This is a genomic window from Streptomyces callyspongiae, from assembly GCF_047200695.1.
Taxonomy (GTDB): Bacteria; Actinomycetota; Actinomycetes; order Streptomycetales; family Streptomycetaceae; genus Streptomyces.
The window spans coordinates 76,072-97,291 of the sequence record NZ_JBJZOM010000016.1 but is presented as its reverse complement, the minus strand read 5'-3'; the positions used below and the strand labels follow the sequence as shown (position 1 = coordinate 97,291).

The following is a 21,220-nucleotide window of genomic DNA, read 5'->3' as shown; positions in this document are numbered from 1 at the left end:
ACGAGATCGTCCGATTTATTCCGCTTATCACGGTTTCTCGGCGTGGCGCGGCTGCCGCCCTGGGAGGAGGCGTCGTACTAGCGCGCGACGTTGCGTTCGTAGACCAGGCGCAGTCCGATCAGAGTCAGCCACGGCTCGTGCTCGTCGATCAGCTCCGCCTCGCCCAGCACCATGGGCGACAACCCGCCGGTGGCGATGACGGTGACGTCGTCCGGGTCGTCCGCCAGCTCCGCCGCCATCCGCCGGACCACCCCGTCGACCTGCCCGGCGAAGCCGTAGAGGATGCCGGCCTGCATCGCCTCGACGGTGTTCTTGCCGATGACGCTGCGCGGCCGGGCCAGCTCGATCTTCCGCAGCTGGGCGCCGCGCACCCCGAGGGCGTCGACGGAGATCTCTATGCCCGGCGCGATCGCGCCGCCCACGTACTCGCCCTTGGCCGAGACCGCGTCGAACGTCGTGGCGGTGCCGAAGTCGACCACGACGCACGGGCCGCCGTACAGGTCGAGCGCCGCCAGCGAGTTGATGATCCGGTCCGCCCCGACCTCCTTCGGGTGGTCGGTGAGGATCGGCACCCCGGTCTTCACACCGGGCTCGACCAGCACGGAGGGGATGTCGCCGTAGTAGCGGCGGGTGACCTCGCGCAGCTCGTGCAGCACGGCCGGGACCGTGGAGCAGATCGCGATGCCCTCGATGTTGTCGCCCAGCTCCTCGCCGAGCAGCGGGTGCATCCCCATCAGACCCTGGAGGAGCACCGCGAGTTCGTCGGCGGTGCGGCTCGCATCGGTCGAGATGCGCCAGTGCTCGACGATCTCCTCGCCGTCGAACAGGCCGAGGACGGTGTGGGTGTTGCCTACGTCGATGGTGAGCAGCACGGTCAGGCGTCCTTCCCCGCGTCCGCGGTCCCGTCCGTGACGTCCCGCAGGTCCAGTCCGATGTCGAGGACCGGGGACGAGTGGGTGAGCGCCCCGACGGCCAGGTAGTCGACGCCGGTCGCGGCGTACCGCGCCGCCCCGGCGAGGGTGAGGCGGCCCGACGACTCCAGCTGCGCCCGCCCCGCCACGAGGGCGACGGCCTCGGCGGTCCGTTCGGGCGTGAAGTTGTCCAGCAGGATGAGGTCCGCCCCTTCGGCCAGCACAGGTTCGATCTGGTCGAGGCGGTCGACCTCCACCTCGACGGGCACGTCGGGGAACTCCTCCCGGACGGCCTTGAACGCCGCGGCCACACCGCCGGCCGCGACCACGTGGTTGTCCTTGATCAGCGCGGCGTCGGAGAGCGAGAACCGGTGATTGACGCCGCCGCCGCACCGCACCGCGTACTTCTCCAGCGCCCGCAGGCCGGGCGTCGTCTTGCGGGTGTCGCGGACCCGGGTCCCGGTGCCCTCGAGGGCGTCCGCCCAGGCGCGGGTGGCGGTGGCGATGCCGGAGAGCCGGCAGAGCAGGTTGAGGGCGCTGCGTTCGCCGGTGAGCAGGTCGCGCGTGCGGGTGCGGACGGTGAGCAGCTTCCGGCCGGGCTCGACCCGGTCGCCGTCCTCCGCGTGCCGCTCCACCTCGAACTCGTCGGTGCAGACGACGGACAGCACCGCCTCCGCGATCCGCAGCCCCGCCACGGTCCCGGCTTCGCGGGCAGTGAAGTCGCCGACGGCCATCGCGTCCTCGGGGACGGTCGCCACGGTGGTGACGTCCACGCCGTGGTCGAGATCCTCCTCGATCGCCAGGTGGGCGACGTCCTCGACCTGCACCGGGTCGAGCCCCGCCCCGGACAGCAGCCGGGCCAGGTCGGGGTCCAGACCGCAGTCGAGCGGGTCGACGTCGTAGGCGTCCTCCTCCGGGCCGGCGGCGCAGCCGCAGGCGTCGCCGCAGCCTCCCGACGGCTCGGCGGCGGCCGGTCCGCCGATGCGGAGCAGCGGTACGTCGACGGGGCGCGGACGGCGTTCGGCGTCGGAGTCGGAGGGGGAGCTGGTCACGGATTCTCCTTGCGGGCGGCCGCGTCCACGGGCGGGAACGCGGTCGAGCGGGTCGTGCGGGCGGCGAAGGCGTCGAGCGTGGGGCCCGCCGCGTCGGGGCGGAGGGCGAGGACGAGGTGGTGGCGCCAGGCCGCATCGTCGCGGTCCGGACGGTCCTCGCGCCAGTGGCAGCCGCGGGTCTCGGTGCGCCGCAGCGCGGCGGCGGTGAGCGCCCGGGCGACGAGGTGCAGGTTGGTCGTCTCCCAGGCGTCGAGGCCCGGTTCGACGGCCTTCTCGGCGGCGGCCGCACCGAGGGAGTCGAGGCCCGCGGCGGCGCGGGTCAGGCTCTGTTCCGAGCGGAGCACGCCGGCTCCCCCGGTCATGATCCGCTGGATCGCGCCGCGGGCCTCCGGCGGGAGCAGCGCGGCGCGGGCCGCGGGCACGCGCGCGGCGGACGTCTCGGGCCCGGTGCGGCCCGCCGCGGCGCGCGTCACGGCGCCGGCGATGCGCTCGGCGAACACCAGTCCCTCCAGCAGGGAGTTGGAGGCCAGGCGGTTCGCGCCGTGCACGCCCGTGCAGGCGGTTTCGCCGCAGGCGTGGAGGCCGGGGACGGTCGTGCGGCCGTACAGGTCGGTGCGGACACCGCCGGAGGCGTAGTGCGCGGCGGGTGCGACGGGGATCGGCTCGGTGACGGGGTCGATGCCGTGGGCGCGGCAGGCCGCGAGGATGGTGGGGAAGCGGGTGCGCCACATGTCTGCGCCGAAGTGGCGTGCGTCCAGGTACATGTGGTCGGCGCCCTGCTCCCGCATCCGGCGCATGATGCCCTTGGCGACGATGTCGCGGGGGGCGAGTTCGGCGAGTTCGTGCTGCCCGCGCATGAAGCGGGTCCCGTCCGCGTCGACGAGGCGGGCGCCCTCGCCGCGGACCGCCTCGGAGATCAGCGGCTGCTGCCCCTCCGCGTCGGGGCCCAGGTAGAGGACGGTGGGGTGGAACTGGACGAACTCGATGTCGCTGATCTCCGCTCCGGCGCGGAGTGCGAGGGCGACGCCGTCGCCGGTGGAGACGGCGGGGTTCGTGGTGGCGGAGAAGATCTGCCCCATGCCGCCGGTGGCGAGGACGACGGCGGGGGCCCGGACGGCGCCGACGCCGTCGTGGCGGCCCTCGCCCATGACGTGCAGGCTGACTCCGGCCGCGTGCCCGTCGGGCGTGGTGAGCAGGTCGAGCGCCAGTGCGTTCTCGACGGTGCGTATACCGGCCTCGCGGGCGGCCTCGACCAGGGCGCGGGAGATCTCCGCGCCGGTCGCGTCGCCCCCGGCGTGGGCGATGCGGCGGCGGTGGTGGCCGCCTTCCCGGGTCAGGGCGATCTCGCCGGTGGCTCCGGAGCGGTCGAACCGGGCCCCCGAGGCGATCAGCCGCCGGACGGCGTGGGGGCCCTCGGTGACGAGGACGCGGACGGCCTCCTCGTCGCACAGGCCGGCGCCCGCGACGAGGGTGTCCGCCAGGTGTTCCTCGGGGGTGTCGCCCTCGCCGAGCGCGGCGGCGATGCCGCCCTGCGCCCAGCGGGTGGATCCGGCGTCGAGCCGCGCCTTGGTCACGACGACGGTCCGCAGTCCCGCGTCGGCGCACCGCAGGGCGGTGGTGAGGCCCGCGACGCCGGATCCGACGACGACGACGTCCGCCTCCAGGGTCCAGCCGGGCGGCGGGGCGGCGAGCGCGGTGCCCGGCCGGTGGTCCGCGGCCGCGATCGTGCCGGACCGCCCCGTCACGGTGTTCCTCCGGGGAAGTGGAGCGGCAGGTTGTCGATCAGCCGGGTCGATCCCACCCGTGCGGCGACGGCCAGGACCGCCTCCCCGGTGAAGGAAGGCGGTGCCGGGGTGAAGTCGGTCGGGTCGACCAGCGCCAGGTAGTCGAGGTCGAGTGCCGCACCGTCGAGGACGGCCTGCGCCGCGCTGTGCGCGGTCCTGGGCGTGCCGCCCGCGGCGGCGGTGTCGCGGGCGGCGAACAGCGCCCGGGACAGGGCCAGCGCCGTGGTCCGCTCGCCGGCAGCGAGGTACCGGTTGCGGCTGGACAGCGCCAGGCCGTCGTCGTCGCGCACCGTCGGCACGCCGAGGACCTCGACGGGGTAGTTCAGGTCGCGCACCATGCGGCGGATCAGCGCGAGTTGCTGTGCGTCCTTCCTGCCGTACACCGCGATGTCGGGATCGGTGAGGTGCAGCAGCTTCGCGACGACGGTCAGCACGCCGTCGAAGTGACCCGGCCGGAACGCTCCCTCGTAGCGCTCCCCCATCGGCCCGGCGGCGATCCGCACCTGCGGCTCTCCGCCCGGGTAGACCTCCTCGACGGGCGGGGCGAGGACGGCGTCGGCGCCCTCGCCCGCGGCGACCGCCAGGTCGGCGTCGAGCGTGCGCGGGTAGCGGTCGAGGTCCTCGCCGGCGCCGAACTGCAGCGGGTTGACGAAGACCGTCACGACGACCTGCCCCTGCGGGCCGACCGCCTCGCGGGCCGCCCGCACGAGTGCGGCGTGGCCGGCGTGGAGGGCGCCCATGGTCATCACCACGGCCCGGTGCGGGCTGCGGTCCGCGCGGTCGCGCGGGAGGGCCGCCCGCAGCTCGGCGGCGGTGCGGGCCAGCAGCGGGGTTCGGGTGCCGGTGGCGGTCATGCCTGGTCCCCTCGCGTGTCGTCGTCCTTCGTGCCGCCGAGCACTCCCAGCAGGTCCTCGGCGCGGTCCGGTGCGAGCGTGCCGTGCTCCAGCGCGCGGTCCGCGGTGGCGCGCGCCATCGCGAGGTACCCCTCGACGGCGTGCGGCGCGTGGGCGCGCAGTTCACGGACGTGGGCCCGGACCGTTCCGGCGTCGCCGCGGGCGACCGGCCCGGTGAGGGCCGCGTCGCCGGAGCGCAGCGCGTTGTCGAGGGCCGCGCCGAGCAGCGGGCCGAGCATCCGGTCCGGAGCGGCGACGCCCGCCGTGCGGAGCAGGTCCATCGACTGGGCGACGAGCGTGACGAGGTGGTTGGCGCCGAGAGCGAGCGCCGCGTGGTACCGCGGGCGTGCCTCCTCGTCGATCCATTCCGGCTCCCCGCCCATCTCGATGACGAGGGCCTGGGCGGCGAGCCGGAGTTCCTCGGGGGCGGTGACGCCGAACGAGCAGCCGCTGAGCCGCTGCACGTCCACCTGCGTGCCGGTGAAGGTCATCACCGGGTGCAGCGCCATCGGGAGCGCTCCGGCCCGCAGGGCGGGACGCAGCACGTCGGTGCCGTACCGGCCCGAGGTGTGCACCAGGAGCTGGCCGGGCCGGATCGCCCCGGTCTGCACGAGGCCCTCGACGAGGCCGGGCAGGACGTCGTCGGGGACGGTCAGCAGCACCAGTTCGGAGCGCGCCGTCACCTCTGCGGGTTCGAGCAGCGGCACGCCGGGGAGCATCGTCGCGGCGCGGTGGCGGGAGGCGTCGGAGACGCCGGTGGCGGCGACCGGACGGTGCCCGGCGCGGCCGAGTGCGGCCGCCAGTGCCGAGCCGACGCGGCCGGCGCCGATGACGCCGACCGCCAGGCGTGCCGGGCGGTCGGCGGCGCGCGCGGCGGACGCCTCGGGCCCGTCGTCGGGTGCCGGCTGCTGTGGGTGCACGGAGTGAGACCTTCCGTCTGCCGTTCCGGTCCACGTACGGGTACCGGACGTTCCCGGCCATGCTAAGCCCCGCCGCCGGGCCGCGGCGCCGCCGCCGGGGTGTCTCCCGCCACGTGCGCCGGGGCACGTGCTGCCGGGGCGGGCACGGGGGCGACCCGGCGGTCCGCGGGCCTACTTGTCGATGTCGCCGACCACGAAGAAGAACGAGCCGAGGATCGCCACCATGTCGGCGACGAGCGTGCCGGGGAGCAGCTCGCTCAGCGCCTGGATGTTGTTGTACGAGGCGGAGCGGAGCTTGAGGCGGTACGGCGTCTTCTCGCCCTTGGAGACCAGGTAGTAGCCGTTCAGGCCGAGCGGGTTCTCGGTCCAGGTGTAGGTCGCGCCCTCCGGCGCCTTCAGCACCTTGGGGAGGCGCTGGTTGATCGGGCCGGGCGGCAGCTCGGCGAGCCGGTCGAGGCAGGCGTCGGCGAGGTCGAGCGCGTTGTGCACCTGCCCGAGCAGCACCTCGAACCGGGCGAGGCAGTCGCCCTCCTGGCGGGTGACGACCCGCAGCACGTCCGCCAGTTCGCCGTACGCGAGGTACGGCTCGTCGCGGCGGAGGTCGAAGTCGACGCCCGAGGCCCGCGCGACCGGTCCGCTCACGCCGTACGCGTGCACGATGTCGGGCGACAGCACGCCGACGCCCCGGGTGCGGCCGCGGAAGATCTCGTTGCCCAGCACCAGATCGTCGAAGACGCCCGTCCGGGACCGCACGCCGGCCACGGCGCTGCGGGCCCGGCCGAGCCAGCCGGCGGGCAGGTCCTCCTTGAGGCCGCCGACCCGGTTGAACATGTAGTGCATGCGCCCGCCGGAGATCTCCTCCATGACGTTCTGCAGTTCCTCGCGTTCCCGGAAGGCGTGGAACACGGGCGTGATGCCGCCGAGTTCCAGCGGGTACGACCCGAGGAACATGAGGTGGTTCAGGACGCGGTTCAGCTCGGCGAGGAGGGTGCGCAGCCACACCGCGCGTTCCGGGACCTCCATGCCGAGCATCCGCTCGACGCCGAGGACCACTCCGAGTTCGCTGGAGAACGCGGACAGCCAGTCGTGCCGGTTGGCCAGCACGATGATCTGCCGGTAGTCGCGGACCTCGAAGAGTTTCTCCGCACCGCGGTGCATGTAGCCGACGACGGGTTCGGCGGCACTGATGCGCTCGCCGTCGAGGACGAGCCGCAACCGCAGCACGCCGTGCGTCGAGGGATGCTGCGGGCCGATGTTGAGCACCATGTCGGTGCTCTCGGCGGCGCCACCGATGCCGACCGTCGTCTCCGTCATGTCGTCTCCCTCATGGCTCCAGTCTGACAGTCCCCCGGAGGGCCGCGGACGGCAGTGGCCGGGCATGCCGCCGCGGCGCGTCTCGTCCTTCCGGACCCCGGCGGTCGTCCTCCGGAAGGATCCGGGCGGGACGCCCGCGCCCTAGGGTGGGCCCATGACGACGGTCACGGATGCGGTCGGCGGCCCGGACGCCGGCGGCGGGGACAGCGGCGGGGGCGCCGAGGAGACGTGGCGCGGCGTGGAGGCCGGGCTGCTGCGCATGAGGCGGCTGCTCCTGACGGTCGCGCTGGTGCCGGTGACCGCGGCGGCCGCGCTGCTGCCCGGCTTCCTGGCCGGGCCGGGCTGGGCGCTGGGCGCCCTGCTGCCCGCGGGCGCCGCGGCCTGGGGGTGGCGCGCGCTGGGGCGGAACTGGCGCTCGTGGCGGTACGCCGAGCGCGCCGACGACCTGCTGATCGCGCACGGCCTGCTGTGGCGCGAGACGACCGTGGTGCCGTACGGGCGGATGCAGCTGGTGGAGGTGACGTCCGGCCCGCTGGACCGGCGCTACGGCCTGGCGCGGCTCCAGCTCCACACGGCGGCCGCCACCACCGACGCCACCATCCCCGGACTCCGCCCCGAGGAGGCGGAACGTCTGCGGGACCGTCTCACCGAACTGGGCGAAGCCCGCTCGGCGGGCCTGTGAGCGCCGGGCCGCCCCCGGTGGCCGAGGGGGAGACCGCGCCGGAGAGCCCGGAACCGGACGCGCCGCCGCGGCGCGAACTGCCGGGGCCGTTCCCACCGCGGCCGGAGGGGCAGCGCCTGCACCCGGTGACGCCCTGGCGGCGCGCCTGGGCGCCGATCGCCGGTCTGGCGGCCGTCACGGTGCAGGACATCGAACGCACCCGGCAGTGGGCGGAACACCTGACGCTCGGCCGGCTGGGGGCCGCCTTCGCCGTACTCGTGCCGGTGGCCGTGGTGTACGGCTTCCTGACCTGGTGGTACACCAGCTACCTGGTGACCGACACCGAGCTGCGCATCCGCACCGGCCTGTTGTTCCGCCGCTCCGCGCACATCCGCCTGGACCGCATCCAGGCCGTGGACGTCAGCCGCCCCCTGCTGGCCCGGGTGGCGCAGGTGGCCAAGCTCAAACTCGACGTGGTCGGCGCCGACGCGAAGGACGAACTGGCGTTCCTGAGCGAACAGGACGCTGTGGCGCTGCGCGCCGAACTCCTGGCCCGCGCCGCGGGCATGGCACCCGAGGCCGCGCCGCGGGCGGGTGAGGCGCCGTCGAGGGCACTGCTGGGTGTCAGGACGCGGATGCTCATCACCTCCGTGCTGCTGCTCGCCGGGGGCTGGCTGGCCCTGGCGGCGCTGCTCGTGGTGCCCCCGCTGATCTGGCTGGCCGTGGACTCGCCGTGGCCCGCCGTCGCGGTGGCGTTCCCGCTGGTGGGCGCGGTGTGGGGCAACACCGGCGGGCGTGTGGTGCGGGAGTTCGGCTGGACGGTCGCGGAGTCCCCGGACGGCGTCCGGCTCGACCGCGGTCTGCTGGACCGCGAGCACGAGACCGTGCCGCCCGGCCGGGTCCAGTACCTGCGGATCGTCGAACCGCTGCTGTGGCGGCGGCTCGGCTGGGTCCGCGTGGAGCTGGAGGTGGCCGGCGCGGGAGGCGGCCGCGGACGGGGGCGCGACCGGGGCGGGGTGCTGATCCCCGTCACCACGCGCGAGGAGGCGGCCCGGGTGCTGGCACGGACCCTGCCCGGCTTCGACCTGGCCGAGGCCGCCGACGCGCTGACCGGTGCGCCCGCCCGGGCGCGCTGGTGCGCGCCGTGGCGGTGGCGGGCGTACGCGCACGGGGTGACGGACACCGTGTTCGTCACCCGCAGGGGCCTGCTGCGGCGGCGCACCGAACTGGTGCCGCACGCCAAGGTGCAGAGCGTCCGGTTCCGCCAGGGGCCGTGGAAGCGGCGCATGGGGCTGGCGGACCTGTCGGTGGACCACGGCGCGAACGGCTGGGCGACGGCGCGGCTCCGCGACGCCGTGGAGGCCCGGGCGCTGCTGGCGGCGCAGGCGGACCGCTCCCGCACCGGCCGCCGTACGGCGCGGCCGGACCGCTGGCTGACCTGACCGGCGGCCGGTCAAGGGCCGTTGGGTTCTTTCCGCAGAGAAACCGAGGGACCCCCGACAGCCCCTATTCGGCATCGAGTTGGTGGTCGGCCCAGACGTAGCTCTCGGGCAGCAGGTCGGTGATGCGGACGGTCCGGACGCGGTCGCCCTTGCCGACGACGACCCGGAGCTCGGGGAAGTAGTCGAGCAGGACCTGCCGGCACCGGCCGCACGGCGGGACGACTCCCCGTTCCCGGTCCCCCACGGCGACGAGCGTCGTCAGGTCGTCGATGCCCTGCGTGGCTGCCGTGCCGATGAGGACCAGCTCCGCGCAGGGGCCTCCCGTGAAGTGGTAGGCGTTCACCGCCGTGACGATCCGGCCGTCCCCGGCACGGCCCGCGGCCGCGACGGTGTGGTTGTCGCCCCGGCAGCGCGTGCGGGCGGTGTGCGTCGCGGCCCGGACCAGTTCGCGGTCGATCTCGTGGTTCTCGTCGGTCATGCGTTGTCCTTCGCAGGGTTGCGTGGGGTTGCGTGGGGTTGCGTGGGGCTTCGGACGGTGCGCGGAGCCCCGGCGTCAGGCACGCGTGTCGCGGGCGATGCGGTACAGCACGTTCCGGCGCGGTGGCCCTCCGGGGACGGTGGGGCCGTCGAAGTCGCCGCGCGGGTCCGGTGTCATGCCGATCCGCCGCATCACCGCCCGGGAGCGGGTGTTGGCCGCCGTGGCGACGGCGAGGATCTCGGGCAGGCCGAGGACGTCGAAACCGTGGTCCCGCACCCGTCGTGCCGCTTCGGTGGCGTAGCCGTGCCCCCAGGCGTGCCGGGCGAGCCGCCAGCCGATCTCCACGCCCTCGAAGGGCATGCCGTCGTCGACCGGGTCCAGGCCCGCGAACCCGACGAACGCACCGGTGTCGCGCACCTCGACGGCCCACCATCCCCAGCCGCGACGGTCGAGGTCGGCGCGGAACCGCGCCACGGCGGCGTCGCTCTGCTCCCGGGGCAGCGGGTCTCCCAGGTGCTCGCGCACCTCGGGGTCGGCGTTCATGGCTGCCCAGGGGGCGAGGTCGTCCTCGCGCCAGCGGCGGAGCACGAGGCGGTCGGTGTGCAGTGCGGTCATGGGGTCGGCCAACGCGGTCCGGGCGCCGGAGGCGAACCGTTTTCCGACGGAGGTGCCGTCGTCTCCCGGAGGTGCCGCGCGGCGGGCGGGTCGAAGGGGTCGGGCATGCCGACCGGGTGGCTGAGCCAGCGGAATGCGCCGAGGCCGGCGGGGTCGGTCAGTTCGGCGGCCTCGGAGGCGTCGCGGAGGCCGCGGACGTAGGCGAGCGCGTCGGTGGAGGCCCAGGACAGGGGCGGGCGCCCGCCGTGGATGCCGAGGTCGTGGAGCGCTTCACGCTGCGTCAGGAGCCGGGTGTTCCCGCCTGCCGCGGCGGCGCAGGAGTCGAGTGCGACGTGGGCGGTGAGGTCGCGCTGCCCGTCCGGCACCGGCGGGACCTCGCGGCCGTCCAGGTAGCCGGTGAGGGTGCCGAGCGGGGGCCGTTCGCCGCTGCGGTGACCGTAGTCCGCGGCGACGGCCAGTCCGCGTCCGAGTGCGGCCACGGCCGCAGCCCAGGCCGCGTCCCGGGGCCGTCCGATCTCCGCCCGCAGGCCCGGCTCGGTCGCCTGCGGCCACCACTGCCGCAGCCAGGCGGCGTCCGCGCCGGTGACGGGCGCGCCGAGGCTCTCGCGGCCCGTGGCGTCCACGCGCACGTAGCGGGGGACGCCGGCGTCGTCGGTCTCGGCGACGTCCAGCGGCACGTTGTCCAGCCACTCGTTCGCGAACACCAGCCCGGTCACGGAGCCGGGCGGTGGGAGTTCCGCGTACCAGGCGATGCGGGGGTCGAGCCCGTCCGGGCGGGGTGCCCGCTCCACCACGGCCGCACGGAGCCGGTCACCGAGGGCCCCGGCAGCCGGTTCGTCCGCTCCTTCCTGCCCGTCCTGCCCACGTGCCGAGGCGGCGTCGAGGACCTGCCGCACCAGTTCTCCCCGGCCGCCGCCCACGTCGAGGAGGTCGAGCGGGTCGGGCGCCCCGAGGGCGGCGTCGACGCGCTCCAGCAGCCGCAGCACGGCTTCCGCGAACAGCGCAGAGGCGTGCACGGAGGTCCGGAAGTGGGCGCGCGGCGCCTCCCGCACGAAGAAGCCGTCCGGATGCCCGTAGAGGCTCCGTTCCATCGCCTCCCGCCAGCCCCGTCCGGGGGCCGTGCGGGGTGTCGCGTGCGCGTCCTGGTCCTTCACCCGGCACACGGTACGCCGGAGCGGGCCTCCACCCCGGGGAGTAGGCGGTGCGGCAGGGATCGGCTTCCAGGCTGACCCCGGCACGTGTCCGGCCTGCCTACGGTGGGTCACGTGCACCGCATCTACGACTTCGTCCGGCGGCACCCCCTGTGGGTGGACGGCCTGTGGGCCGTCCTGCTGCTGGCGTTGTCGACGCTGTGGCTGGCCGCACCGCAGCAGCGGGCCGCGCTGGCGGACAGCCCGGTCTGGCGGGTGGCGGCGGCTCCGGTGCTGCTGGCGCCGGCGCTCGTGGTCGCGCTGCGGCGGCGGGCGCCGGAGAAGATGCTGCTGCTCGCCGGAGCCACGGGGGTGGTGCAGCTCGCTACCGGCATGGGGCCCCACCCCGGGAACTTCGCCCTCCTGGTCATCATCTTCACCGTGGCCTCCCGCAGCGTGCGGTGGGCCTCGCGGCTGGCGCTGGCGGGCGGCCTGCTGACGCCGGCGCTCGCGACGCTCCGCTGGCCGCCGGCCGCGTCCGGCCTGTGGCAGGCACTGCTCGGATGGCTGTTCCTGACCGTGCCCTTCGCCCTCGCCTGGGTGCTGGGGGATTCGCTGCGCACCCGGCGCGCGTACTACGCGGAGCTGGAGGCGCGGGCGGCCCGGCTGGAGCGGGAGCGGGAGGCACAGGCGAAGGTCGCGGTGGCGGCGGAGCGGGCGCGCATCGCCCGGGAGCTGCACGACGTGGTGGCCCACAACGTCTCGGTGATGGTCGTTCAGGCCGACGGGGCCTCGTACGTGCTTGACAGTGCCCCCGACCAGGCGCGGCAGGCGCTGCACACCGTCTCGGCCACCGGACGGCAGGCGCTGGCCGAGATGCGCCGCCTGCTGGGAGTGCTGCGCAGCGGCGACGGCGAGCAGCAGCCCGGGGAGGACGCGTACCTGCCGCAGCCGGGAGTGGCGCAGCTGGAGGACCTCGTGGAACAGGTGCGCGGCACGGGGGTGACGGTGGCGTTCGCGGTGGAGGGCACGCCCCGTCCGCTGCCGGGCAGTGTGGAGCTGGCGGCGTACCGGATCGTGCAGGAGGCGCTGACCAACACGCGCAAGCACGGCGGCCCGGACGCGGGCGCGCGGATACGCCTGACGTTCGGTGAGGAGCACCTGACGCTTCTCGCGGAGGACGATGGGCGCGGTGCACGCCCGGCGTTCCCCGAGGACGGCGGCGCCGACGGCCTCGGGCAGGGGCTCATCGGCATGCGGGAGCGGGTGGGTGTGGTCGGCGGCAGTCTGGAGATCGGGCCACGGCCCGGCGGAGGATTCCGCGTCCGGGCCCTGCTGCCGTTGCGGAGCGCGGCATGAGCCGGGTTCCGGTGCACGGGAATGCCCGGTTTCCCGGGAGAGAGGGGGCGGCGTGGCCATCCGCGTGATGCTCGTCGACGACCAGGCGCTGCTGCGCACCGGCTTCCGCATGGTGCTGTCGGCGCAACCCGACATGGAGGTGGTGGCGGAGGCGGGCGACGGCCTGGAGGCGCTGGAGATCCTCGGCGCGACGGCCGTGGACGTGGTGCTGATGGACGTACGGATGCCGCGGCTCGACGGGGTGGAGACCACGCAGCGGATCTGCCGCGAAGGGGCGGGCGGGCCGGGCGCGCCGAGGGTGCTCATCCTCACCACCTTCGATCTGGACGCCTACGCGTTCACCGCACTCCGCGCGGGTGCCGGCGGGTTCCTGCTGAAGGACGTGCCGCCGTCCGAACTCCTCGCCGCCGTCCGGGCCGTGCACAGCGGCGACGCGGTGGTGGCGCCGAGCACGACGCGGCGCATGATCGACCGGTTCGCGACGGTGCTGCCGGCCACGTCGCCGCAGCAGCCCCGTGCGCTGCGGCGGCTGACCGAGCGGGAGCGGGAGGTCCTGCTGCTGGTGGCGCAGGGGTTGTCGAACGGGGAGATCGCGGCCCGCCTGGTGCTGTCGGAGGCGACGGTGAAGACCCATGTGGGCCGCATCCTGGGCAAGCTGGAGCTGCGGGACCGGGTGCAGGCGGTGGTGCTCGCCTACGAGACGGGCCTGGTGCGGGCGGGCGGGCCGTCCCGCTGACGGTGCGGCGCGAGCGGCGTCAGACGGCGCCGCGCAGCGACGGGGCGTCGCCGTCGTCCTCTTCGGCGCCGAGGTCGAAGACCTTGCCCGCCGTTCTCCTCCGCGCCGGGGGTGCCGGAGAGGCCGGGGGCGCCACGGGCGGTGGGGCGTCGTCGGCGTCGTCCGACGGCGACGCGGCGGCGGGGTTCTTGGCCGCTCCGAAGAAGTCGAAGCCGCCGCCCGGCTGCCGCGCCACGGCGGCGGACGGCGGAACGGGTGTGGCCGGTGCGGGTGCGGGCACGTCGGCGCCGTCGGAGCCGACCGCTTCGATGGCGCGGAGCCGGCGCTGCCGCTCTCCGCTGAGCTTGAGCCGCTGCAGCGCCTCGACCGCCTGGAGGTAGGTCAGCGAGGTGGGGGCACCGGCGGCGTTGCGGTGGTCGGCCGCACCGGTCGTCAGCGCCCGGGTCTCCGTGGCGCCGGCGCTCTCCAGTTCCAGGACGCGGCGCCCTTCGAGGGCGCTGGCGCGGAGCGTCTCGGCGGTGGCGTAGCGCCGCAGCAGAGCGGCGTGCTCGCTGCGCAGCCGCCCGAGTTCGGTGCGCTTGGCCACCAGCTTCTTCTCCAGCGCCGCGCGCAGCGCGCCGGCCTTCTCGCTCTCCGACTCGTGCTCCGCCTGGCGCTCCTCGGCGCGCCCTTCGGCGGCGGACAGGCGGGCCTCGAGTTCGGAGACCCGGCGGGCACGTCCGCGGTCCCAGCGGCGGGCGAGTACGGCTCCCGCCACGGCGGCTGCGGCCGCGGCGGCCGTGAGGGCGCGGAGTACGACAGTGTCGGTGTCGGCGACTCCCGGCGTGCCGACGAGCCAGGCGCCGCCCGCGCACGCGAGGGCTGCCGCTGCGACCGCTGCAGGCGGCAGGAGACGGTGCAGAGGCTGCTCATGGCGATGACGTCCACGGGGCATGGTCGGAAATTTACCGTGTGTGCCCAGGAGCGCGACACCGTGCGAGGGCATTGTTATCGGCCGGTCACCCGGGCCGCGGCCGGTAACCGGCCGCGGCCCGGGTGATGGGCGCAGGCGTGGGCGTCGCGGCGGTGTGTCAGCCGTCGAGGAGGCCCTTCTTCTCCAGGTAGGCGCGGGCGACGTCGTCCGGCTTGCGGCGTTCCGCGTCGACCTGGCGGTTGAGGTCGACCAGGTCCTCGGTGGTGAGGGTGGCGGTGAGCTCGTTGAGCGCCGCCACGGCCTTTCCGCCGCCGAGGGAGTCGGGGTTGACGACCGGCAGGACGTTGTCGGCGTTCTGGAGCCCCTTGTCGTCCTCCAGGAGCACCAGCCCGAAGTCCTGCAGGGTGGCGTCGGTGGTGGTGGTCAGCACCAGCTGGTTGGTGCCGTTCTTCACCGACTGCTTCGCCTGGGTGGTGCCGACACCCTTGGGGTCGACCTCGGTGACGTCGACGTTGTACGTCTTCTCCAGCCCGGGCTGGCAGAACGGTCGTTCGACGCACTCGTCGCCGGCGGCGAGGCGCACCTCGACGTCCGCGGCCCCGAGGTCGGACAGCGTCTTCAGGTCGTGCTGCGCGGCGAACTTCTTCGTGACGGCGAAGGCGTTCTGGTCGACTGCCTCACCGACGTCGAGGACCTTCAGTCCCCGCTGGGAGGCCAGTTTCTCCAGGGCGGCGACGGTGGCGTCGACGTCGTTGGAGGCGACCGGCTTCTTCGCGGCGGCGTCGGCGCCGTTCACCTTGGCGTTGAGGAACTCGGCGAGGGTGGCGGCGTATTCCGGAACGAGGTCGATCTGGCCCTTCTCCAGGGCCGGTTCGTACAGCTCGCGGTTGTTCAGTGTCTTGACGGTGGTGTCGTACCCGGCGTCCCGGAGCACGTGGGCGTACAGGCCGGCGAGAACCTTCGACTCGGTGAAGCCGGCGGAGCCGACGACGAGCGACGTGCCGTCACCGGCCGCGTCGTCCCCGCCCTGCTGTTCGAGGCTCTCGCCGCCGCACGCCGTCAGCCCGGCGGCCAGGAGAACCGCCGTCGAGGCGCCGACCACCGCACGGGTTGCTCTGCGGCCGCGGGGTGAAGTGCTGCTGCGGATCACGTCAGTCACCGTCCATCTGTGCGAAGTCACGACGGCGGCCCAGCATGCCACGGACGGCCCTCAGGCGGGTGACTTCGCGGGTTCCGGGGCGGCTTCGGAGGCCGTGCCGCGGGCCGTGCCGCGGGCGGTACGGCGGCGGCCCCGCATGGGGTCGAGCAGGCGGCCGAGAAGCACCAGCACGGCCTCGACGAGCAGTGCGAGCACGGCGACCAGTGCCGCGCCGGCCACGACCTGCGCGGTGTCGTAGGTGCGGAACCCGGCGGTGACGATCCGGCCGAGGCCTCCGCCGCCGGCGAGCGCCGCGAGCGTCGCGGTGGCGACGACCTGCACGGCCGCGGACCGTACGCCGGTGGCCAGCAGCGGGTACGCCAGGGGCAGTTCGACCCGGGCGAGGAGCTGCCCGCCGGACATGCCCATGCCTCGGGCTGCCTCCACGGCCTCGGGGTCGGCCTCCCGCATGCCGACGTAGGCGTTGGTCAGCAGCGGCGGGATCGCGAACAGCACGAGGGCGAGGATCGTCGGCACGTCGCCGTAGCGGCCGAGGGGGCTGAGAGTGAGCAGCACCAGCACGGCGAACGTGGGGACGGCGCGGCCCGCGTTGGACAGGTTGACCGCCAGGGCGCCGCCGCGGCCGATGTGGCCGAGCCACACGGCGAGGGGGAGGGCGAGGCCGCAGGCGATGCCGAGGCAGACCGCGGTGAGGTACAGGTGCTCGCCCAGGCGTTGCAGAACACCGCCGGTTTCGGTCCAGTGCGCGGCGGTCGAGAGCCAGAGCCAGGCGTCGGGCAGCACACCCATGTCAGGCCCCCTTTCCGGCCGGGGCACGGTGGCGGGCCCACGGGGTGAGCATCCGCTGGACGCCGAGCAGCAGCAGGTCCGCGGAGACGGCCAGCACGACGCAGACGGCGGACGCGGTGAGGACCTGCGCCTTGAAGAAGCTGTCCATGCCGCTGTAGATGAGGTTGCCGAGGCCGCCGTAGCCGACGATGGCGCCGACGGTGGTGAGGGAGACGGCCGAGACGGTGGTGATCCGCACCCCGGCCATCAGGGCCGGTACCACCAGCGGGAGTTCGACCTCGAAGAGCAGGCGCCACGAGCCGTAGCCCATGCCGCGTGCCGCCTCGCGCGCCTCCTCCGGCACGGCGTCGAGCCCGGCGAGGACGTTCCGCACCAGAACGGTGAGGGAGTACAGCACCAGGCCGCTGACCACGACGGCGGCGGAGACCCCGAAGACGGGCAGCAGCAGGGCGAACATCGCCAGCGAGGGAATCGTGTAGAGGACCGTCGTCAGGCCCAGCAGCGGCTCGGCGGCAGGCCGCCAACGGCGCGCGGCCAACGCCATGGGGAGCGCGACCAGCAGGCTGATCACGACCGCTCCCGCGGCGATGCCGATGTGCTGCACCGTCGCGTCGACCAGTTCACCGCTGCGGGAACGGACGTATTCGGCGCAGATCCAGTCGTTGGCCGTCAGGCAGTCTCTCGACGCCACCCGGGCTTCCTTCCCTCACCGATGCGCGGACGGTCCTGCGGTGCACCGGCCGAACCGTGACCACCGCGTACGGACATGTCGCCCGTGCGCCTGACAGGATGACAGTGTGATTCGTTTCGATGGCGCCAGCAAGCGGTACCCCGACGGCACGGTGGCCGTGGACGACCTGTCGTTCGACGTGGCGGAGGGTGAACTGGTCACCCTCGTCGGGCCGTCCGGCTGCGGCAAGACCACCACCATGAAGATGGTCAACCGCCTGATCGAACCGACCTCCGGACGCGTCCTGGTAGACGGCGAGGACATCGCGGGCGTCGACCCCGTGGAGCTGCGCCGCAGGATCGGCTACGTCATCCAGCACGTGGGGCTCTTCCCGCACCGGACGGTACTGGACAACACCGCGACCGTGCCGCACCTGCTGGGCGTGAAGAAGGCCCGGGCACGGCAACGCGCAGCGGAACTGCTGGATCTGGTGGGACTCGACCCGTCGGTGTTCGGGAAGCGCTACCCCGACCAGTTGTCGGGAGGCCAGCGCCAACGGGTGGGTGTCGCGCGGGCGCTGGCCGCCGACCCGCCGGTGCTGCTGATGGACGAGCCGTTCGGCGCGGTGGACCCGGTCGTGCGGGAGCACCTGCAGAACGAGTTCCTCAAGCTCCAGGCGACCGTGCGCAAGACCGTGCTGTTCGTCACGCACGACATCGAGGAGGCCGTCCGGCTGGGCGATCGGATGGCCGTGTACGGAGAGGGACGGGTCGAACAGCTCGCGCCGCCCGCACAGGTGCTGGGGGCACCGGCCACGCCGTACGTCGCCGACTTCGTGGGTGCCGACCGCGGGTTGAAGCGGCTGTCGGTGACGCCCATCGAACGGGGCGATCTGGTGCAGCCGCCGATCGTGGGCCAGGACGACGCGGCGGCCGACGCGGCGGAGCGCATGGGGCGCGAGGGCGCGCACTGGGCCGTCGTGCTGGACACCGCGGGCGGACTGCACGGCTGGGTGTCCGCCGATGCGGTGTCCGGCGGTCACGGCACGGTGCGGGACAGCGCCCGCCGCATGGAGGCGTGGCTGCCGCTCGGGGCCTCGCTCAAGCAGGCGTTCAGCACGATGCTCCAGCACGACGCGGGCTGGGTGGCCGTCCTCGACGGCGAGGGCGACGGCGCGTGCTTCGTCGGCGTCCTCACCCCGGCCCGCCTGCACGAGGCATTGCGGCGGTCCGTGGACGCCGACGCGCGCGACGTTCCGCGGGAGGACGTCGACTTCCGGTCCGTGACGGGCGTGTAGGCCCCGCCGAAGGCGGCAGCGCTCCGCGAACTGCGGCCTACCGGGGCGGCTCCTCGGCCCGGGCCGCCGCCGCGCCGAAGGTCGAGGTATCGAGGTCGCAGTCGAACGGTGCCGGGATGCGCAGCCGTTCACCGAACGGCACCGTCAGACGGGAGACGTAGCCGTGGGCGGTGGGCTGCCAGAGGACCGTGGCCGTCTCCTCCTGCATGTCCAGCAGCAGATACACCGGCACACCGGCCCGGCCGTAGGCCGGCGCCTTGTCGTCCCAGTCGGTGTCCCGGGTCGAGTCGGACGTCAGCTCGGCCACGAGGGAGAGCGCCTCTCCGTCCACGTACCGGCCTCGGCCCTGGAAAGCGCTCTCTGCGACCACGTAGACGTCCGGACCGTAGGCACGCTCCAGCGCGGGGAAAGCGAAGAGGAAGGGCGAGCTGTCCGCGGCGTGGCCGGGAGGAGCGTGCGACTCCAGCTGAGCGCGAATGCTGCGCATGATCGGCCAGTAGGCCTTCTGCGACCACGGTGACATGACGATGTTTCCCCCGATGATCTCCGCCCGGTATCCGGCGGGCACCTCCATGGCCAGCAACGTGCGGCACAGCTCCTGAAAACGGGCTGCACCGCGCGGAACCTCGGTAGCCGCAGAGTGTTCGATCATCAGTGCCATCATGCGCCTCCTGGTCGGGGATCGCCACGCACGAAGCGTAGGAGACACGAACGGCCCACGGTCACGGAGAGCGCCGGGTTCACCGTTTCGGGGAGGTCGCTGCACGGCGCCGCAGCATGGGTGCCACCTCTGGGGCGAGGGTGACACTCTGCGACGGAGTGTCGTCGTACGATCGCTCTGGGTGTACGCTGCGTCGTGACCGATCGCCTCGTCCTGAACGAGGCGGTCCCCAGCGGTGCTGACAACACCGGCTGGGGACCTTCACCACGAGGACTAACAAGGAGTCCCCGGGATGCTCCGGCATGTTATCGCGCCTCGGCGCGCGTTCTCCCAGATTCCGCACGCCATCACGCGCAATCGACGCCTCGGCTCGCACGCGAAGAACCTGCTGAACTGGCAGCTCTCGCTCCCCGCCGACGCCCACGAGAACCTCAGCGACACCGCGCAGGCAGCGGGACTGCGGAAATCCGCCTTCCAGGAGGGCAAGCGGGAACTGCTCGGGGAAGGGTTCCTGCACCAGTGGAAGGTCCGCACCGAGCGCGGCACTATCGCCACGGTGCAGCTCGTCTCCAACGTCCCGCTCACCGCGGAGGAAGCGGCGGCGGTGCGGGACGGACGGCGCCCCGCACCCGGCCTGGCCCGCACGATCCGCGACACCGGCGAGCCACCGACGGCCACCCCACCGGCCGTCGGTGAGCCGACCGTTCGGGCCGCCGGCCGTCTTCCCGAAAAGAACACCCGGGAGAACACCTCCCCACCCACCGCGCCGCGGCCCGAACCGGCGCCGGCCGCGCCGGACGGCCCCGCGCCGGACGGCCCCGGCGACGCGGCGGCCGAAGCGCTGCTGCGCTCCCTGGTCCACCGCGAGCCGCGGCTCGCGCTGTCGGCCCGCAAAGCCCGCGAGTGGGCACCGTTGGCCGCACCGTGGATCACCTGCGGACTGCCACTGGAACAGGTCCGCCGGCTCCTCACCGAAGGGCTCACGGGCGCCCGTTCACCGCTCGGAGCGCTCCGCTGGAGATTGGCGAACGCGCTGCCCGACGTGCCGCCGCCTCCGGTGCCCCGGCCGCGCCCGGAGCCCCGGGTGGCCCGCATGCGGGAGTGCCGCACCCGGCACGACCAGCCGCGGCTGTTCACTCCGCCACCGGGCAGCGACGAGGACCGCTGCTGGGACTGCCGCACCGGGCCCGGGGAGCCCGACGGGCGGGAAACCGACGAGCCGGAAGCACCGGACGGCACCGGCTTCGCGGCGTTCCGCGCCGCTCGACGAAGCCACTGCCCGAGTCCGCGTGCGGCACGGAGGACGACACAGGCCGCTTAGCGGCGACGGAGGTGGAGCGTGGGCGGGACGGACCAGGACGACAAGCGGAGTCGGAGCGGCACGTACACGACGGACGGCGCGGACGGCGCTCCGCGGGACGCCTCGCTGGACGACGACTCGTTCACGGTGCTCAGAGCCGTCGGCCGCCAGATCAAGCTGTGGCGGGAGGCGGCGGGGATGCGCCAGTCCGAATTGGGCGCCGGAATCGGCTACGGCGAGGAGATGGTCTCGGCGGTCGAGCGGGGACGCCGCGCGCCCCGACCGGAGTTCCTCGACGGCGCCGACCGCCTGCTGGGCGCGGGCGGCAAACTGGCCGCGTTCAAGAGCGACGTCGCGGAAGCCCGATACCCGAAGAAGGTCCGCGACCTGGCGAGACTGGAAGCGGAGGCCGTCGAACTCGGCGCGTACGTCAACACGGTGGTCCACGGACTGCTGCAGACCGAGGAGTACGCCCGCGCCCTCTTCCAACTGCGGCGTCCCGCATACAGCGAGGACGATCTCGAACGCCACCTCGCAGCCCGCATGGCGCGGCAGGGGATCTTCGATCGGCATCCTGCTCCGTTCCTGACCGTGGTGCAGGAAGAGGCGACCTTGCGCCGACCGATCGGTGGCCGCCACGTGCTCGGGCGACAACTCGAACATCTCCTGCAACTGGCACGGATGCCTTCCGTGGCCATCCAGGTCATGACCACGGAAACGGAGGACCACGCCGGGCTCGGAGGCTCGCTGCGCGTGCTCAAGCTCAAGGACGGAATGGCCCTCGCGCATGACGAAGTCCAGCTCACCAGCCGCCTCATCACTGATCCGAAGGAGGTGCAGATCCTGGAGATGAGGTATGGAATGATCCGTGCCCAGGCCCTTACTCCACGTGAGTCACTGGCCTTCATCGAGGAACTGTGGAGAGCGGGATGACACTCGAGTCGACCGGTGGCGACGCCACACCGCTGCAGTGGACGAAGAGCAGTTACAGCACCAACGACGGCCCGGACTGCGTCGAGGTGGCGGCGTCGGGCACGGTGCAGGTGCGGGACTCCAAGAACGTGCACGGCCCTCGCCTGCGCTTCGCTCCTGCCGCCTGGCGCGCGTTCGTCGACCATGCCCGGGGCTGAGGCCAC

Annotated in this window: 22 protein-coding genes; 8 read left to right on the top strand and 14 right to left on the bottom strand. The window is 74.0% G+C overall.

What is annotated here, in order from left to right:
- Window positions 1-77 precede the first annotated feature (77 nt).
- From ACL06G_RS16765 to ACL06G_RS16740, 6 genes are all read right to left on the bottom strand, one after another.
- On the bottom strand, window positions 78-872 hold the full coding sequence (locus ACL06G_RS16765; RefSeq protein WP_412786374.1) for a type III pantothenate kinase: 795 nt from the start codon (window positions 870-872) through the stop codon (window positions 78-80).
- Between the two features lie 2 nt (window positions 873-874).
- Complete coding sequence (gene nadC / locus ACL06G_RS16760) at window positions 875-1,963, bottom strand: carboxylating nicotinate-nucleotide diphosphorylase (protein WP_412786373.1); 1,089 nt, start codon at window positions 1,961-1,963, stop codon at window positions 875-877.
- The gene (locus ACL06G_RS16755; RefSeq protein WP_412786372.1) at window positions 1,960-3,708 is read right to left on the bottom strand and encodes an L-aspartate oxidase; all 1,749 of its coding nucleotides are present in this window, start codon (window positions 3,706-3,708) and stop codon (window positions 1,960-1,962) included. The genes nadC and ACL06G_RS16755 overlap by 4 nt, the downstream gene beginning before the upstream one ends.
- Entirely contained in the window at window positions 3,705-4,601 is an 897-nt protein-coding gene (panC, locus tag ACL06G_RS16750) for a pantoate--beta-alanine ligase (protein WP_412786371.1), read from the bottom strand. Before panC ends, ACL06G_RS16755 begins: the two co-directional genes overlap by 4 nt.
- Window positions 4,598-5,560, bottom strand: coding sequence for a Rossmann-like and DUF2520 domain-containing protein (locus ACL06G_RS16745; RefSeq protein ID WP_412786370.1), 963 nt, complete (start codon window positions 5,558-5,560; stop codon window positions 4,598-4,600). Before ACL06G_RS16745 ends, panC begins: the two co-directional genes overlap by 4 nt.
- A 171-nt stretch (window positions 5,561-5,731) precedes the next feature.
- Window positions 5,732-6,874, bottom strand: coding sequence for an NADH-quinone oxidoreductase subunit D (locus ACL06G_RS16740; protein ID WP_412786369.1), 1,143 nt, complete (start codon window positions 6,872-6,874; stop codon window positions 5,732-5,734).
- 154 nt (window positions 6,875-7,028) lie between these two features.
- Here ACL06G_RS16740 and ACL06G_RS16735 point away from each other — a divergent pair, with 154 nt between their 5' ends.
- Together ACL06G_RS16735 and ACL06G_RS16730 are read left to right on the top strand one after the other, a co-directional pair.
- Window positions 7,029-7,556 carry a PH domain-containing protein gene (locus ACL06G_RS16735; protein WP_412786368.1) on the top strand — a complete coding sequence of 176 codons (528 nt, stop codon included), beginning with the start codon at window positions 7,029-7,031 and terminating at the stop codon, window positions 7,554-7,556.
- Window positions 7,553-8,977, top strand: a complete 1,425-nt coding sequence (locus tag ACL06G_RS16730; protein ID WP_412786367.1) for a PH domain-containing protein — start codon at window positions 7,553-7,555, stop codon at window positions 8,975-8,977. Before ACL06G_RS16735 ends, ACL06G_RS16730 begins: the two co-directional genes overlap by 4 nt.
- A 64-nt stretch (window positions 8,978-9,041) precedes the next feature.
- Here the strand turns inward: ACL06G_RS16730 and ACL06G_RS16725 are convergent, their stop codons facing one another.
- The 3 genes from ACL06G_RS16725 to ACL06G_RS16715 all read right to left on the bottom strand — a co-directional run bounded on the left by ACL06G_RS16725 (window position 9,042) and on the right by ACL06G_RS16715 (window position 11,161).
- Window positions 9,042-9,455, bottom strand: coding sequence for a cytidine deaminase family protein (locus tag ACL06G_RS16725; protein ID WP_412786366.1), 414 nt, complete (start codon window positions 9,453-9,455; stop codon window positions 9,042-9,044).
- 75 nt (window positions 9,456-9,530) lie between these two features.
- The gene (locus ACL06G_RS16720; protein WP_412836243.1) at window positions 9,531-10,070 is read right to left on the bottom strand and encodes a GNAT family N-acetyltransferase; all 540 of its coding nucleotides are present in this window, start codon (window positions 10,068-10,070) and stop codon (window positions 9,531-9,533) included.
- On the bottom strand, window positions 10,067-11,161 hold the full coding sequence (locus tag ACL06G_RS16715; protein ID WP_412786403.1) for an SAM-dependent methyltransferase: 1,095 nt from the start codon (window positions 11,159-11,161) through the stop codon (window positions 10,067-10,069). Before ACL06G_RS16715 ends, ACL06G_RS16720 begins: the two co-directional genes overlap by 4 nt.
- 174 nt (window positions 11,162-11,335) lie before the next feature.
- On the opposite strand from ACL06G_RS16715, the gene ACL06G_RS16710 reads away from it, so the two are divergent.
- Together ACL06G_RS16710 and ACL06G_RS16705 are read left to right on the top strand one after the other, a co-directional pair.
- Window positions 11,336-12,559 carry a sensor histidine kinase gene (locus tag ACL06G_RS16710; protein WP_412786364.1) on the top strand — a complete coding sequence of 408 codons (1,224 nt, stop codon included), beginning with the start codon at window positions 11,336-11,338 and terminating at the stop codon, window positions 12,557-12,559.
- Between the two features lie 52 nt (window positions 12,560-12,611).
- Complete coding sequence (locus tag ACL06G_RS16705) at window positions 12,612-13,295, top strand: response regulator (protein ID WP_412786363.1); 684 nt, start codon at window positions 12,612-12,614, stop codon at window positions 13,293-13,295.
- Window positions 13,296-13,314: 19 nt separating this feature from the next.
- On the opposite strand, the gene ACL06G_RS16700 is transcribed toward ACL06G_RS16705, so the two are convergent.
- The 4 genes from ACL06G_RS16700 to ACL06G_RS16685 form a co-directional block, all read right to left on the bottom strand.
- Window positions 13,315-14,229 (bottom strand): hypothetical protein, encoded by a 915-nt coding sequence (locus ACL06G_RS16700; protein WP_412836242.1) that lies wholly within the window; start codon window positions 14,227-14,229, stop codon window positions 13,315-13,317.
- Window positions 14,230-14,365: 136 nt separating this feature from the next.
- Window positions 14,366-15,310, bottom strand: coding sequence for an ABC transporter substrate-binding protein (locus ACL06G_RS16695; protein WP_412786402.1), 945 nt, complete (start codon window positions 15,308-15,310; stop codon window positions 14,366-14,368).
- A 108-nt stretch (window positions 15,311-15,418) separates the two neighbouring features.
- Window positions 15,419-16,156, bottom strand: a complete 738-nt coding sequence (locus ACL06G_RS16690; protein ID WP_412786361.1) for an ABC transporter permease — start codon at window positions 16,154-16,156, stop codon at window positions 15,419-15,421.
- Window position 16,157: 1 nt separating this feature from the next.
- Window positions 16,158-16,847, bottom strand: a complete 690-nt coding sequence (locus ACL06G_RS16685) for an ABC transporter permease (RefSeq protein ID WP_412786360.1) — start codon at window positions 16,845-16,847, stop codon at window positions 16,158-16,160.
- 106 nt (window positions 16,848-16,953) lie between these two features.
- Here ACL06G_RS16685 and ACL06G_RS16680 point away from each other — a divergent pair, with 106 nt between their 5' ends.
- Window positions 16,954-18,123, top strand: coding sequence for an ABC transporter ATP-binding protein (locus tag ACL06G_RS16680; RefSeq protein ID WP_412786359.1), 1,170 nt, complete (start codon window positions 16,954-16,956; stop codon window positions 18,121-18,123).
- A gap of 37 nt (window positions 18,124-18,160) precedes the next feature.
- On the opposite strand, the gene ACL06G_RS16675 is transcribed toward ACL06G_RS16680, so the two are convergent.
- Window positions 18,161-18,775, bottom strand: a complete 615-nt coding sequence (locus ACL06G_RS16675) for a Uma2 family endonuclease (RefSeq protein WP_412786358.1) — start codon at window positions 18,773-18,775, stop codon at window positions 18,161-18,163.
- 301 nt (window positions 18,776-19,076) lie between these two features.
- On the opposite strand from ACL06G_RS16675, the gene ACL06G_RS16670 reads away from it, so the two are divergent.
- From ACL06G_RS16670 to ACL06G_RS16660, 3 genes are all read left to right on the top strand, one after another.
- Window positions 19,077-20,105, top strand: a complete 1,029-nt coding sequence (locus tag ACL06G_RS16670) for a hypothetical protein (protein WP_412786357.1) — start codon at window positions 19,077-19,079, stop codon at window positions 20,103-20,105.
- Between the two features lie 105 nt (window positions 20,106-20,210).
- Window positions 20,211-21,017 (top strand): helix-turn-helix domain-containing protein, encoded by an 807-nt coding sequence (locus ACL06G_RS16665; protein ID WP_412786401.1) that lies wholly within the window; start codon window positions 20,211-20,213, stop codon window positions 21,015-21,017.
- Window positions 21,014-21,214 carry a DUF397 domain-containing protein gene (locus ACL06G_RS16660; RefSeq protein WP_412786356.1) on the top strand — a complete coding sequence of 67 codons (201 nt, stop codon included), beginning with the start codon at window positions 21,014-21,016 and terminating at the stop codon, window positions 21,212-21,214. Before ACL06G_RS16665 ends, ACL06G_RS16660 begins: the two co-directional genes overlap by 4 nt.
- Window positions 21,215-21,220: the final 6 nt, after the last annotated feature.

What these genes read in the sequence shown, in the direction of transcription:
- panC (WP_412786371.1), bottom strand. Translation starts at nt 4,601, where the DNA reads ATGACCGCCACCGGCACCCGAACCCCGCTGCTGGCCCGCACCGCCGCC.
- ACL06G_RS16740 (WP_412786369.1), bottom strand. Translation starts at nt 6,874, where the DNA reads ATGACGGAGACGACGGTCGGCATCGGTGGCGCCGCCGAGAGCACCGAC.
- ACL06G_RS16735 (WP_412786368.1), top strand. Translation starts at nt 7,029, where the DNA reads ATGACGACGGTCACGGATGCGGTCGGCGGCCCGGACGCCGGCGGCGGG.
- ACL06G_RS16725 (WP_412786366.1), bottom strand. Translation starts at nt 9,455, where the DNA reads ATGACCGACGAGAACCACGAGATCGACCGCGAACTGGTCCGGGCCGCG.
- ACL06G_RS16720 (WP_412836243.1), bottom strand. Translation starts at nt 10,070, where the DNA reads ATGACCGCACTGCACACCGACCGCCTCGTGCTCCGCCGCTGGCGCGAG.
- ACL06G_RS16715 (WP_412786403.1), bottom strand. Translation starts at nt 11,161, where the DNA reads ATGGAACGGAGCCTCTACGGGCATCCGGACGGCTTCTTCGTGCGGGAG.
- ACL06G_RS16700 (WP_412836242.1), bottom strand. Translation starts at nt 14,229, where the DNA reads ATGCCCCGTGGACGTCATCGCCATGAGCAGCCTCTGCACCGTCTCCTG.
- ACL06G_RS16690 (WP_412786361.1), bottom strand. Translation starts at nt 16,156, where the DNA reads ATGGGTGTGCTGCCCGACGCCTGGCTCTGGCTCTCGACCGCCGCGCAC.
- ACL06G_RS16675 (WP_412786358.1), bottom strand. Translation starts at nt 18,775, where the DNA reads ATGATCGAACACTCTGCGGCTACCGAGGTTCCGCGCGGTGCAGCCCGT.
- ACL06G_RS16670 (WP_412786357.1), top strand. Translation starts at nt 19,077, where the DNA reads ATGCTCCGGCATGTTATCGCGCCTCGGCGCGCGTTCTCCCAGATTCCG.
- ACL06G_RS16660 (WP_412786356.1), top strand. Translation starts at nt 21,014, where the DNA reads ATGACACTCGAGTCGACCGGTGGCGACGCCACACCGCTGCAGTGGACG.